Source organism: Prevotella sp. E13-17 (assembly GCF_022024035.1).
Lineage (GTDB): Bacteria > Bacteroidota > Bacteroidia > Bacteroidales > Bacteroidaceae > Prevotella.
Map to the genome: position 1 here is coordinate 1016596 of NZ_CP091787.1, position 12506 is coordinate 1029101.

General features: G+C 49.1%; 14 protein-coding genes. 7 read left to right on the plus strand and 7 right to left on the minus strand.

Features of this window, described 5'->3' with window-relative positions:
* Position 1: 1 nt before the first annotated feature.
* The 5 genes from L6472_RS03635 (at position 2) to L6472_RS03655 (ending at position 4350) form a co-directional block, all read left to right on the plus strand.
* On the plus strand, positions 2-1612 hold the full coding sequence (locus L6472_RS03635) for a hypothetical protein (RefSeq protein ID WP_237807235.1): 1611 nt from the start codon (positions 2-4) through the stop codon (positions 1610-1612).
* Between the two features lie 123 nt (positions 1613-1735).
* Entirely contained in the window at positions 1736-2299 is a 564-nt protein-coding gene (locus L6472_RS03640; protein ID WP_237807236.1) for a hypothetical protein, read from the plus strand.
* Complete coding sequence (locus tag L6472_RS03645) at positions 2286-2843, plus strand: TIGR02281 family clan AA aspartic protease (protein WP_237807237.1); 558 nt, start codon at positions 2286-2288, stop codon at positions 2841-2843. The genes L6472_RS03640 and L6472_RS03645 overlap by 14 nt, the downstream gene beginning before the upstream one ends.
* Positions 2844-3006: 163 nt before the next feature.
* Complete coding sequence (locus tag L6472_RS03650) at positions 3007-3309, plus strand: DUF6804 family protein (protein WP_237807238.1); 303 nt, start codon at positions 3007-3009, stop codon at positions 3307-3309.
* Positions 3310-3519: 210 nt separating this feature from the next.
* Complete coding sequence (locus L6472_RS03655) at positions 3520-4350, plus strand: hypothetical protein (RefSeq protein ID WP_237807240.1); 831 nt, start codon at positions 3520-3522, stop codon at positions 4348-4350.
* A gap of 21 nt (positions 4351-4371) precedes the next feature.
* Here the strand turns inward: L6472_RS03655 and cobM are convergent, their stop codons facing one another.
* The 7 genes from cobM to cobJ form a co-directional block, all read right to left on the minus strand.
* A complete protein-coding gene (gene cobM / locus L6472_RS03660) occupies positions 4372-6219 on the minus strand; it encodes a precorrin-4 C(11)-methyltransferase (protein WP_237807242.1) in 1848 nt (615 codons plus the stop codon).
* The gene (gene cbiE / locus L6472_RS03665) at positions 6207-7436 is read right to left on the minus strand and encodes a precorrin-6y C5,15-methyltransferase (decarboxylating) subunit CbiE (protein WP_237807243.1); all 1230 of its coding nucleotides are present in this window, start codon (positions 7434-7436) and stop codon (positions 6207-6209) included. The genes cobM and cbiE overlap by 13 nt, the downstream gene beginning before the upstream one ends.
* A 12-nt stretch (positions 7437-7448) precedes the next feature.
* Positions 7449-7904, minus strand: a complete 456-nt coding sequence (locus L6472_RS03670; RefSeq protein WP_237807244.1) for a DUF4252 domain-containing protein — start codon at positions 7902-7904, stop codon at positions 7449-7451.
* 13 nt (positions 7905-7917) lie between these two features.
* Complete coding sequence (locus L6472_RS03675; RefSeq protein WP_237807245.1) at positions 7918-8319, minus strand: hypothetical protein; 402 nt, start codon at positions 8317-8319, stop codon at positions 7918-7920.
* Entirely contained in the window at positions 8307-8819 is a 513-nt protein-coding gene (locus L6472_RS03680; protein WP_255777068.1) for an RNA polymerase sigma factor, read from the minus strand. The genes L6472_RS03675 and L6472_RS03680 overlap by 13 nt, the downstream gene beginning before the upstream one ends.
* A 6-nt stretch (positions 8820-8825) precedes the next feature.
* Positions 8826-9350, minus strand: a complete 525-nt coding sequence (locus tag L6472_RS03685) for a DUF4252 domain-containing protein (RefSeq protein ID WP_237807246.1) — start codon at positions 9348-9350, stop codon at positions 8826-8828.
* 126 nt (positions 9351-9476) lie between these two features.
* Positions 9477-10913 (minus strand): precorrin-3B C(17)-methyltransferase, encoded by a 1437-nt coding sequence (gene cobJ, locus L6472_RS03690; protein WP_237807247.1) that lies wholly within the window; start codon positions 10911-10913, stop codon positions 9477-9479.
* A 72-nt stretch (positions 10914-10985) separates the two neighbouring features.
* Between cobJ and cobU the strand changes: the two genes are divergently transcribed.
* Positions 10986-11492 carry a bifunctional adenosylcobinamide kinase/adenosylcobinamide-phosphate guanylyltransferase gene (gene cobU / locus L6472_RS03695; RefSeq protein WP_237807249.1) on the plus strand — a complete coding sequence of 169 codons (507 nt, stop codon included), beginning with the start codon at positions 10986-10988 and terminating at the stop codon, positions 11490-11492.
* A gap of 3 nt (positions 11493-11495) precedes the next feature.
* Positions 11496-12506, plus strand: a complete 1011-nt coding sequence (gene cobT / locus L6472_RS03700) for a nicotinate-nucleotide--dimethylbenzimidazole phosphoribosyltransferase (protein ID WP_237807251.1) — start codon at positions 11496-11498, stop codon at positions 12504-12506.

Consider the following 12506-nt stretch of genomic DNA (forward strand, 5'->3'; position numbering starts at 1 on the left):
AATGTCACAATTAGTACTAGTAATTGTTGCACTTATTATTGTGCTACAGATATTCTTTTTCGTGAAGAATGTGCTCCGTATGCGAGAGTACAAAAAAATCTTCGCCGAGGAAAGATCCTGGGGTATAGCTCATAATCCCGAAACAAAATTTGTCTCTGGCATTTTTGGAAGCGGTAACAATATTTTTGAATCCATCAAGGACTCAATCAACAAATACCTTGAAAACAATTCAGGTTCTGTTATTGATTTCTCGCTCCTTAAGGATGCCGTAGATCGCCATTGCGATTCTGTTGAGAATGATATCAATACCCTTACGCCGACACCACTGTATTGTGGCCTTGCAGGAACAATGGCAGGCGTAATTGTTGGCTTAGGTTCGCTTATAACAACCGGAAGTATTACAGACCTACTTTCATCAGGCTCAGATGACTTTGGTAGTGCCGCAAACGGAGTAAACGATTTGCTCTCAGGTGTGGCATGGGCTATGCTTGCAAGCATCATGGGTATTTTGCTCACTACAATAGCCTCCCTTCTATTCAAGAGATATAAACTACAAGGAGAATCAGGAAAGAATACATTCCTTGCATGGTTGCAAGCCAAATTGTTGCCAGAGTTACCTTCTGATACTTCTGATGCTCTCAACCGTTTGGTTAAGAACCTCAACAAGTTCAATAATACGTTTGCAGAAAACACTTCATCATTGCGTGGCGCTTTGCGAGAAGTAAACGAATCCTATAGAATTCAAGGCGATATTATCAAAGCCGTGCATGACATGGATGTGATGAAGATGGCTAAGGCCAACGTGCGTGTACTTGAAGAACTAAAGGAATGTACAGACAAACTTGAACAGTTTAATGGGTATTTGAACGATATTCACGGCTATACTGATGCCATCCACACATTCACAACACAATTTGAACAAGAGGCAAACCGATTGCATGTTTTGGAGGAAATCCAGCAATATTTCTCACGCCACAAAGCTGAAATCGCTAAGGATGCGGCAGATTCCGATGTGGCTCTAAGAGATGCCTTACGTTCATTAAGGGAGTCATCGGAGTCAAATTCAAAGGAACTTAATAGTATATTTGTTCAGCAGGCGGAAGACTTTAAGCGAATATTAAAGGAAGAGAAAGAGTCCTTTGAGCAAGTTAACGAAGATTTAAAAGCTCAATTCTTAACTCAGCTCAAGGAAATACCAATGCTTGAGAAAAAACTTGCAGATGTGGCAGAAATTCCGCAGAAAATTGACGATATGATTGTCAGACTTGAAGAATCAAATAGCCAGTTATATTCAAACTTCATATTCTCTACGAGGGAGACGCTTCTTCAATATGCCAAAGCAAGTAAAAAGAATATGGATAACGATTCCAGTACCTCAGCACCAACAACTTATAAGACAAGCTGGGTTGTCATTGTTTGCGCAATCTTGATAGCAATAGCCTGTACAGCAAATACTATTCACAACATATGGTTTGCTGACAAGATAAAAAAAATGCATGCTACTGAGCAACAAAACAATAATTATCAGGATTCGTTTGCTCCTGATTCTATTATTCCTGATTCTATTGCGAATGATACTACTGCAATAGATTCTATGGCCAAATTACAATGATGTGATGCTATGGTAGAAAAGAGAGAATCATTCTTTTGGACAAGCTATTCGGATTTGATGACAAGTCTGTTCTTCATCATGCTAACTTTATTCGTGTTGGTCATTGTTCTATTGCATAAACGAATGGAAGCAACAGAGAGGCAACTTGAAGAGATTAAGAAAGTAGAGGCTTCTACCAAAGAACTTGAAAGCTCAAAGAACTTTGCCTATAAAGCAGAATATAAGAAATACGTTCTGGATGTCAGGTGTTTCTTTGAGGCCACGAAATACCAACTTGCAGATTTACAAGCAGACACTACACGCCTACATCAAGCAGGAATGGAAATCAAAGAGTTCTTAGATAGAAACAGTGCGAATCAATATCTGCTCATTATTGAAGGACAAGCATCACGCAATTCAACACGCCTTACTGATGACAATTATGACTATAGTTTCCAAAGAGCTCTAACGCTTATGAAATTCTGGAAAGATGTGTGTATGATAGATTTTGGCGGCAATTGTGAAATTCAAATTGCGGGAAGTGGCGATGGTAGATACAATTTTGGATATACCGGTGGAGAGGGCACAGCGCGTTTTAATCTACTGGATGGCACGTTGATGCGAGAGCGAGGAGAGAAAGAGAAAGATAACCAAAGATTTGTTATTCATATAATTCCCAAAAATATCATAGAAAATGAAGAAAAATAAAATATTCATTTTACTTGTATTGATACCATGCATAATATTTGCATTATCATTATCATCATGTGCCCATAAATCAGGCCGTCATGGTCGCGACAATAACCGCAGTCGTACAACGATAGCTAAAATCCAAAATAACGACAGAAGAGAGCGCAAAGTTGGTGGTCACACTAAGGTTAGCATGCGCAAGGAAGGTGGAGTCTATCTTGTGCCTATTACTGTTAATGGTTTAAATCTTGATTTCATATTTGATACAGGTGCATCAAGTATCAGTCTGTCATCAGCAGAAGCAATGGTGATGCTAAAACAAGGGCAGATTACGCAAGATGACATTTTGGGACAGCAACAGTTTAAAGATGCTACAGGCGGTGTCTCTGTAGGAACAATTGTTTTGCTCCGCATGGTTCAAATTGGTGACATCACTCTTGAAAACGTTGAAGCGACCGTTGTCGATAATATTCAGGCACCATTGCTTCTTGGTCAAACCGCATTGGCAAAATTTGGCAAAGTGACTATAGATTATAATCATAATACGATAGAATTCAACTAGGCTGTAAATGATGGTAATATTTATTTGTTTATGATTGTTATGATTGTTAGGGCAGAGCATTCTAGGGAGACTCGGAAAAATTGAGATAGACAATGGCCGGAATGTGTTAAAGATAACACAAAGATAATTGGCGTTGATAAACATTGACTTTAATAGAGTGAAGATGAAGCAAATTTATATTGTTCTTGCAGCGATGATGCTGCTATGTCTTGCACCTATGCCTTATGGGTACTTCATGCTGGTTCGGTTTGTGACAATGATGGTATTTGGGGCCTCGGCCTATAACTATTATTCTGCGGGAAAGGCTTCTTTAGCTTGGACGTTTGTAGGCCTTGCGTTGTTGTTTCAGCCTTTCTTTAAGTTTGCACTAGGACGCGTAATCTGGAATGTTGTAGATGTTTTAGTCGCTATATTCTTGATAATCCTAGTTGTTCGAGAAAGAGAGGCTGGAAAGGAAAACGCATAAGTATCGTTCTTTCTCTGCCAATGGTCAAATGTCATAATAGAAACAATTGGGAGAAATTAATAATGATGCTTGCCGTTGGCGATATGTGTGAAAGCGTCTTTTGCAAGCCTTGCGGCATCGAAAGTGTGGCGAATTATTTGGATATATTGTCTGATTCTCATATCTTTGCAAATAGAAACATCTATTATAAACTTTTTAAGGCATATTATTATGAAAAATCTATTCTACGCCTTGCTGGCATCATTGATGCTGACTTCATGTATGACACCATTCTATCAGGTGTATACTGTGAAATCGGAAAACTTAACGCAAAAGGAAAACACCTTGGCATTTGAAAACGAAGATTGCGAGGTGCTCTACAATCTTTGGTCGGAGAAAGGGTCTGTGAGTTTTGTGTTTAAAAACAAAACCGACAAAGATATTTTTATAGACATGACGCAGACTTTCTTTATAAAAGATGGTGAAGCGCACGACTATTATTTAAACAGAACATTCACTAACCAGTCTTTCTCTTCGGTCAACGTAGGCTACAGCTACTCGGTATCAAATGCTTATGCTGTAGCGGGCAAATGGTGGCCCAATCAGTATTCCTCGGTAGCATCTTCTCTCTTCGGCATAGGTCTAAACGCTGAAAAGAAGAATGGCTTTTCATCTGGTGTAGAGACCAAGGAACAAGAGGTTATATGCATACCTGCTCATAGCTTTAAGTATATTGGAGGATATAGCATATGTGAAAAACCGGCAAGTACGTGTGATAACAAAATTGATTACCCGTCGAAAACTGCTGTCTTTGCAGACTATAGCTTGTCAACAACACCGTTGACTTTCAAGAATCGCATCGCTTATTCTTTCGATAAGAGGCCTGCTCCCGTGACGTTTATAGAAAACTCTTTCTGGTTGGAGTCTGTGAAAAACTATTCGGAGAAAGCTGCTACAGAATTGGTGAAGGACGAGACGAAATGTGCCAGTGAGTTTTCACCCAAGAAGCGTGTGTTCAAGATTGGAGGACCCAACCAGTTCTATCTTGTCTATCGCAGATAGAACTGGTTGGGTTGTACTTATTTACGCTTCACCCTCTCGGAAGAGATGGGTGAAGTGTTTGTTGTATAGCTCAGAGAGTCCTTGGCGGTTGTCGATGGCTTCGCCCACCACGAGCATGGTGGTGAGGGTGAGGTGGTTGTCGTGGACAATGCGCGCCAGGTCTTTCAGTTGGCCGCGGAATATCTTCTGGTCGGGCCATGTGAGGTGATAGCAGGCGGCAACAGGGGTGTCCGCGGGATACTCCTGCAACAGCTGGCGCTGCACATCATCGACAATGGCGGCAGAGAGGAAGATGCACATGGTGCTCTGGCTGCGAGCCAAGAGGTGCAGCTGTTCCTTCTCGGGCATGGGTGTGCGACCTTCGCCACGGGTGAGGATGATGGTCTGACAGCGCTCGGGGATGGTGAACTGACTCTGCAACTCGGCAGCGGCAGCCAGAAACGACGAAATGCCTGGGGTGATGTGGTATGCCATGCCCTCGCGGTCGAAGAATGCCATCTGCTCTTGGATGGCACCAAAGATGCAGGGGTCGCCAGTATGCAGGCGCACGATGAAGTGGCCCTGGTTGTAGTGTTCCTTCATCAGGGCACACTGCTCATCCAGATTCATGTCGGCCGACGAGCGCACCACGGCACCAGGCTTATGGCACTCGGTCAATGCCTTGGGCACCAGCGAACCGGCATAGAGAATCAGGTCGGCACGCTCCAGCATCTTCCTGCCTCGCACACTTATTAAATCGGGATCGCCAGGGCCGGCACCAACGATCTCGATGAAGCCTCCTCGGGAGCCTCCCCCAACCCCTCCGAAGGAGGGGAGATCTGACGAACATCCATCAAGCCCCTGTGGCACTCCCCTCCTTCGGAGGGGTTGGGGGAGGCCCAGTGCTGCTGTCCAGTTCTTACCTTTGAGCTTAGTAACGACGAGCTGGCCGTGGTTAGAGCCCAGAATGGCTGCTGCTTCGCAGACGCTGGGCGTGCCCACGTGCTTCTCGACGGTGGCGCTGGGATTGGGTACGTCTATCTGAGAAAGTTCTTCGGAGGTGAAGAACACCACTTCTTTTCCTTTTTCTTTCAACAGCTGGACGAAGGGCTCATCTTGTTTGACGTCGATGGTGCAGTAGCGATGGGCGCAAGGCAGGATGCCCTGCTGGGCTATAGCCTCGTCTATTTCATCATGGATACTCATGTAGTCTGCCGGATGATGCGCCAGACCGAAGCCGATAGTTCCAATCATGGGCACAAAGTGTAGCAGGCGGATGCCTGCAGGGACACTGCGTATGAAGGGTGACACGATGATCACTAAATCATATTTGTTGGGGTCGGCCTCGCCGATGTCGTGGATGATGGTGACATGGTCGGGTTTGGTTGCTTCCAGATAGTCGGTGCCTTCGTCGCGTGCTTCCAGCAATAGGGCTGTTGGCTTGCGGTTGACAAAGGCAAAGATGCAGTCGTTCATGTCTTCAATCTCGCTGGCTACGGGCCAGTTGAAACGTTTTCGGAATGTGTCGAGCGCCCACAGTCCGGCACAGTCGCTCTGAGTGGTGATGACCTCGTGGGCGCTGAGCAGAGCCGACAGCTCGCGCGTCAGGTCGTTGGCACCGCCGATATGTCCAGAGAGAACCGAAATGACATTCTGTCCCAACGAGTCGATGCAGACCACGGCAGGGTCGGTGTGCTTGTCGGCAACAAGCGGAGCGATGGTGCGCACGCAGATGCCCATGGCACCGATAAAGATGAAGGCATCGTAGTCTTGCCAGTGGGTTGCAACAGCATTGCGACTCACGATGGCAGTGTCGCTCAGTTTCTCTTGTAGTGTGGCGGCGATGCTGGCACCAGCCTCGCTGATCTGTATGATGGCTATCTTCTGCATTTCAGTATGGTGATAGGGTGATGATCGTTGAGTTGAATATAGAGTGGTGGGTCTTGGCGAAGACCGAGTTCACGGCAGGCCTCGTCCCACAGTTGATGACTATCGGTGATGACACGGGGCGCTTTGACGCTGTTCATCACGATGATGCCATTGGGAGCAAGCACGGTGAGCACCTTCTGCATGATTTCCTTGAGATGACCACCATGACCGCCGATGAAGACGGCATCGGGGGAAGTGAGAGGTGAGAGGTGAGAGGTGAGAAAGTCCCCTATGTGGATGTTGATGCCGGGGGCTCCGAAATGGTGCATGTTTTCTTGGATGATGGTCTCGCACTCAGGACGAATCTCGAAGGCTTCAACCTGAAGGTGCGGAAACAGCAGACGGGCCTCGATGCTGACACTTCCTGTGCAGGCACCGATGTCCCACAGTGTGTGGCGATGCCCCAGATCGAGCGCTTGAAGGGTCAGGAGACGTATGGGCATCTTGGTGATCATCTTCTCACGACCGTCGAGCAGTGCAAATGCGCTGTCGGGGAGACCCATGCCCAGGAGACCCACCCCCAGCCCCTCCCTGCGAGGGAGGGGAGTTGTTAGGATTAGGCAGTTGGGTGTGGAGAAATCCTTCTTTGCGGCTTCCTCGAGGGAGCATGTGCTGACAGTTTCTAATTGAGGATTGCCAAGATGCTCGCCGATATTCATAATATAATTATTGTAGCCATACTCCAGCATGCGCTGGGCTATAGCTGTAGGTGTGTGCTCGCGGTCGGTGAGGATGCCAATCTTCTCGGTCCGTTCAATCAGTGCACGGTCGAACTGGGGCCAGGGTCGTCCTGTCAGCGAGACGATGCGCATGTCGTGATAGGGCAGCAGCAGACGGTGGGCCAACAGCTGAAGCGAGTTGAAGGCGGGATAGACCAATAGCTCGGCATCGGGCATCTCGCGGCGGATGGTGTTGGCAAAACCAAAGAACAGTGGGTCGCCGCTGGCAAAGATGATCACTTGGGTTGCAAAGGCACGGTACTGTTCGAATACGTTGTCCAAGGGAATGGTGATGTCTATCCATTCAGCATCGGCAGGCAGCAGTGGAGCTACTATCTCGTGATGACGACGACCGCCCGAGAAGATCTTGCCTTGACGAATGATATCCAGCACCTCTGGCGGAAACCAGGGGGCTGGATGATCGGTGATACCTATGACGATAAAACTGGCTCGCTTCATAGTGCTGATGTGTTATTTTGCCATCTTCATCACATCGTCGAGGGTGAAATGTCCGGAGAAGACCAACAGCGTGAGCTCTTTGCCATCCTCGACCTGCATGAGGACTGCCGACTGCCCTTTGTCAATGTGGTGGAAAATGTTGACCTTGCTATCGTCTTCGTTGACCTGCATCAGCAGCTCGTATTTGCCGTTATCCCTGATGGTCTTGACTTCGCCCTTCAGTTTCTTGGAGGTGGAGGCATCTTCGCTGGTGATGATCTGAATGCCAGTCAGCTTGTCGGTCAGCGTCTTGATGTCAATGCCAGGGACGGAGGGAGTCGCATTTTTGCCGGCCAGTCCCAGCATGTATTTCGAGATGTAAACGTAGGTGACGTTCTTGGCATCGGCATATTTTTCGAATGCCTTAACCTGGGCGTTGGCACCAAGGCTGCACAGGGCAACCACAGTACACAGTATGAATCGTATCATTGCTTGTTTCATATTATTTCAAGGTGTTTAATTGTTCGTTTAATGTTTGTTCTGTCTTGTCGCTCAGCGCCTTTGCCTTCTCCAAGTGTCCTAAGCCGCGATTCAGATTGACGGCCAGTAGTGTGAGGGCACGCTGCGCTTCCTGTTGAGCTTTGATGGGATCCTGGTAGGTGTCTTGTTCGGCCAGATTCTGATACTTGTCTTGACGCAGCAAGTGGAATCCCACGCCAAAGACAAGGACAATGCTGGCAGCGATGGCTGCGGGGCGCACCACATGGGCAAAGAGTCTGCGACGCTTGGCGCGCTGCTGTGACTTCTCCTGCTGTTCCCATTGGTCAATCTTGGTTGAGAGACGTTCTGAGAGTCCTTCAGGAATGGGAATCTGTTCGAGTTCTTTCCAATTCAGTTGGTCCATGTCTTAGTGATATTTTGAAATTGCTGTTTCAGTTTCTTCTTGGCTCGCATCACGATGATGCGGATGTTGCCCTGCGTGAGTCCGGTGTCGCGTTCAATCTCCTCGTAGGAGCGCGCCTCCACTTCGTGCAGCTGAATCATCAGAGCCTCTTTGGGCGGTAGCTGACGGATGAGCCCGTCAAGCCGTTGCACTGCATCGCGGGCGTCAAGCTGGCAGTCGAGGCTTCGCTCGTCGGGTGGCCCGTCATCGTGTCGCAGTTCTGCCGAGGTGTCCGGTCGCCGTTGTCGCCGTTGATCCACGAACAGGTGGCGGAGCATGGTCACGAGATAACCCTCGCTCTGGGCCTCGGGTGGCAGCTCATTGCGCTTCTGCCACAGTTTCAGGTAGAAATCCTGAAGCAAGTCTTCGGCATCCTGCGCTTGTCCGGTGAGGTGAAAGGCCACCCGGTAGAGCAACCGGTGGTGGGGCATGAACCGTTGTTTGAACTCCTTTGCGTCCATGACGGGCTATTCGGCTTTATCTTCGTCTTGTTCCATCAGTTTGGCAAGGTCCAGCTTGCCCTTGATGATAACCAGTGATACCTCTTTTTTCTCTTCGGCCAGGATGACAAAGATTTTGTTCCTGCCACTGTTGTTCTGACAGATTTTTACGCGCTCGCCATCTTCGTTGGCACTGACCAGCACCTCCCAGTCTTTGCCAGTGGTGAGAGCTTGTGCATCCGCTGCCAGTTGCTCGCCAGCTTTCTCCTCTTCACAGGTAAACACATCGACAGAGCTGATGTTTTTCAGAATGTCGCCCGACTTGTCGCCGATGTTTATGTTGTTGCCAATATGAAGTCCCTCGTTATTGTGTGATGCCAGCTTGATCATGAACTTGGGGATGTGGATATGCGTCACGCCGTCGATTTTTGACAGACTCTTGAAACTCTTGGCCTGAGCGTTGACGGTGATGCAGGCCAATACCAGTGCTACGCAGACAGCCAGTGCCTTAACATTTCTCCATGATACATACTTGATAAATGAGTGTTTCATTGTTGTTTGGATGTTTTAATGATTGACTTTTGTTTTCTGTTCTCCAAGAGCGTCATCGATGAACCCTTCTATTAGTACATACGGAAAAACCTTTGAGGCTGTTACAAGAAAAAAGCATTTTTTTGCTTAAAGATCACGACCGGGGGCGAGCTGCTCGGCATCATCATAGGTAAGAATGGCGTTGCAGAGCGTGGCAGCGAGGTTGCTGCCGCCCTTGCGCCCCTCGACAATCAGTTTGGGAATGTGGCGCAACGTCTTGACGGCATGCTTGCTCTCGCACACATGCACAAAACCAACGGGGGCGGCGATGATGCCAGCAGGGCGAAGCTTGCCCTTGTGGACCAGGTCGCAGATCTCGAAGAGTGCCGTTGGGGCATTGCCTACCACATAGAGTGCCTCGGGATACTGCTCGGCAGCCTGTTGCATACAAGCCTGACTGCGTGTGATGCCCTTTTCCTGGGCAATCTGTTTGGTCTTGGAATCGTTGATGTAGCAGTGTACCTGAATGCCCAAGCGGTCTAATGCTCCTTTGCGGATGCCACTGGCAGCCATCGTGACATCGGTGACGATGTGCTTCAGGGTGCCGTCTTTTACCTTATTATATATTAGCTCGGTGGCACGGTCGTCCATCCACAGACAGTCTTCCATGGTGAAATCAACGGTGGTGTGGATGGCGTGTAGCAATGGCCACAGACGCCAGCGGGGCACATCGGGGTGCTTCATCTCGGAAAGAATGGTGCGGAAGCTTTCCATCATGATAGACTGGCCGGGCTTTACGTCTTCCTGCTTCTCCTCGCGGTAGTACCCGCGTGGTGTAATAAAGATCTTACGCCCCTCGCCCTTTGGAGAGGGGACGGGGGTGAGGCTTATATACGACTGGGAGTTGCCGATCAGTACGACGGTGAACATATCGACATCTTCGGGGTCGAAGGCACCGAGAGTGGTCACCTTCACCTGCTGATCCTCGCGGCCAGCCTGACGCACATAGCCCACGGGCGTGTCGGCACTGCGCTCCTGAAGAAAGAGCTCTTGCAGGCGATAGAGCTGCCAGTAGCGCCCATGCGACTTGGGGTTGTAGATGGCAGTGACAAAGTCGCCAACAGCAGCTGCACGGATGCGGCGCTCAATCAGCGACCATGGTGTCATGAGATCGCTCAGCGAGATGATGCACATGTCGTGACCGATAGGGGCACCCAACAGCGAGGCTGCTTTCTGAAAGGCAGAGATGCCCGGCAGGACGGTCACTTCGATATCATTGGCAGCCTGTTCGTGTCGCATTTCGTAAATGAGCGGCGCCATGCCATAGATGCCGGCATCGCCACTGGAGATGACCACAACAACCTTCTCTTGCATGGCCAACTGAAAAGCCATCTCGGCGCGCTCGCGCTCTTTCTTCATGCCGGTATCCACACACTCACAACCTTCTTTCAGATGTGACTCGACAAACTGGAAGTAGTATTTATAGCCTACCACCGCGTCGGCCTGACTCACTGCATGCAGTACGGCAGGCGTCATATCCTCGGGACTACCAGGGCCTAAGCCCGCAATGATTATTTTCTTCATATTGCTTGCAAAGATACAAAAAATGATTAACTTTGCAAGCAAAAAGCATAAAAGAATCATTTTTACAGGGCAATGAGCAGAATAGTTCTGATAACAGGCGGACAACGCTCGGGGAAAAGCGAACAGGCAGAGGCTCTTGCGCTCAGTCTGAGCGCTCATCCTGTTTATATGGCGACGGCACACGTGTGGGATGATGAATTCCGGAAACGGGTTGAAAAGCATCAACAAAGACGGGGGGCGCAGTGGACCAATATCGAAGAAGAACGCTGGCTGAGCCGTCACGACATGACAGGACGTGTGGTGCTGGTGGACTGCATCACGCTGTGGCTCACTAATTTCCTCACAGACGGTCAGACAACGGAGCAAATACTGCAGGATGCCAAGGATGAATTTGACCGTCTGACGGCACAGGACGCTACGTTTATCTTCGTCACCAACGAGATAGGCAGTGGCGGCGTGAGTGAGAACGCCCTGCAACGGCGCTTCACCGACTTGCAAGGGTGGATGAATCAGTATGTGGCCAGCCGTGCAGACGAGGTGATACTGATGGTGAGTGGCATTGCCGTAAAGATCAAATAGACCATGGAACTGAAAGACGCAATACAACAAAAGATTGACAACCTGAACAAACCGAAGGGGGCCTTGGGACGACTGGAGGAACTTGCCATGCAGATATGCTTGATACAGCAGACACTGACACCCGTGCTGAAGCATCCCTGCCACCTGTTGTTGGGTGGCGACCACGGCATTGAGCGAGAAGGCGTCAGCGTGTCGCCCCGCGAGGTGACGTGGCAACAAATGATTAACTTCACCCACGGAGGCGGAGGGTGTAACCTGTTCTGCCGCCAACATGGGTTCGACCTTCGCATCGTTGATGTGGGCGTTGACCACGACTTGTCGCAGGTGGCGGGCATTGTCAACCGAAAGATAGCACGTGGCACGCAGAACTTCCTGCATGGACCGGCTATGACGGAGGCGCAATACAATGAGGCACTGCAAGTTGGTGCCCAGTTGGTGGACGACTGTGTGGCAGAGGGTTGCAATGTGCTCTGTATTGGTGAAATGGGCATTGGCAATACCTCGCCCAGCAGCATCTGGATGCACCTCTATAGCAACATCCCCCTGGAGGACTGCATTGGAGCCGGCTCGGGACTGAACAACGAGGGCATACGCCATAAGTATCAGGTGCTGCGACAGGCTGTAGATAACTACCAAGCACAGGCCGTCCCATTGCCATCGCCACTCAGCTACTTTGGCGGTTTCGAGATGATAACAGCCATTGGCGCCATGTTGCGCGCTGCCGAACAGAACCTGATTATCCTGATCGACGGATTCATCATGACGGCGTGTGCCCTGGGTGCGGTGCAGTTGAATGCCGAGGTGAAGAAGAACATGATTTTCACCCACTGTGGCGACGAGTGCGGACACCGCAGGATGCTGGACTTGTTGGGAGCTAAGCCACTGTTGAATCTGGGATTGCGGCTGGGTGAGGGCACTGGTGCCTTGTGTGCTTATCCGCTGATTGACTCGGCTGTCAGGATGATGAATGAGATGAATAATTTTGATGATGCAAAGATAACTAAATACTTCTGA

What these genes read in the sequence shown, in the direction of transcription:
- L6472_RS03635 (WP_237807235.1), top strand. Translation starts at nt 2, where the DNA reads ATGTCACAATTAGTACTAGTAATTGTTGCACTTATTATTGTGCTACAG.
- L6472_RS03640 (WP_237807236.1), top strand. Translation starts at nt 1,736, where the DNA reads ATGGAAGCAACAGAGAGGCAACTTGAAGAGATTAAGAAAGTAGAGGCT.
- L6472_RS03645 (WP_237807237.1), top strand. Translation starts at nt 2,286, where the DNA reads ATGAAGAAAAATAAAATATTCATTTTACTTGTATTGATACCATGCATA.
- L6472_RS03650 (WP_237807238.1), top strand. Translation starts at nt 3,007, where the DNA reads ATGAAGCAAATTTATATTGTTCTTGCAGCGATGATGCTGCTATGTCTT.
- L6472_RS03655 (WP_237807240.1), top strand. Translation starts at nt 3,520, where the DNA reads ATGAAAAATCTATTCTACGCCTTGCTGGCATCATTGATGCTGACTTCA.
- cobM (WP_237807242.1), bottom strand. Translation starts at nt 6,219, where the DNA reads ATGCAGAAGATAGCCATCATACAGATCAGCGAGGCTGGTGCCAGCATC.
- cbiE (WP_237807243.1), bottom strand. Translation starts at nt 7,436, where the DNA reads ATGAAGCGAGCCAGTTTTATCGTCATAGGTATCACCGATCATCCAGCC.
- L6472_RS03670 (WP_237807244.1), bottom strand. Translation starts at nt 7,904, where the DNA reads ATGATACGATTCATACTGTGTACTGTGGTTGCCCTGTGCAGCCTTGGT.
- L6472_RS03675 (WP_237807245.1), bottom strand. Translation starts at nt 8,319, where the DNA reads ATGGACCAACTGAATTGGAAAGAACTCGAACAGATTCCCATTCCTGAA.
- L6472_RS03680 (WP_255777068.1), bottom strand. Translation starts at nt 8,819, where the DNA reads ATGGACGCAAAGGAGTTCAAACAACGGTTCATGCCCCACCACCGGTTG.
- L6472_RS03685 (WP_237807246.1), bottom strand. Translation starts at nt 9,350, where the DNA reads ATGAAACACTCATTTATCAAGTATGTATCATGGAGAAATGTTAAGGCA.
- cobJ (WP_237807247.1), bottom strand. Translation starts at nt 10,913, where the DNA reads ATGAAGAAAATAATCATTGCGGGCTTAGGCCCTGGTAGTCCCGAGGAT.
- cobU (WP_237807249.1), top strand. Translation starts at nt 10,986, where the DNA reads ATGAGCAGAATAGTTCTGATAACAGGCGGACAACGCTCGGGGAAAAGC.
- cobT (WP_237807251.1), top strand. Translation starts at nt 11,496, where the DNA reads ATGGAACTGAAAGACGCAATACAACAAAAGATTGACAACCTGAACAAA.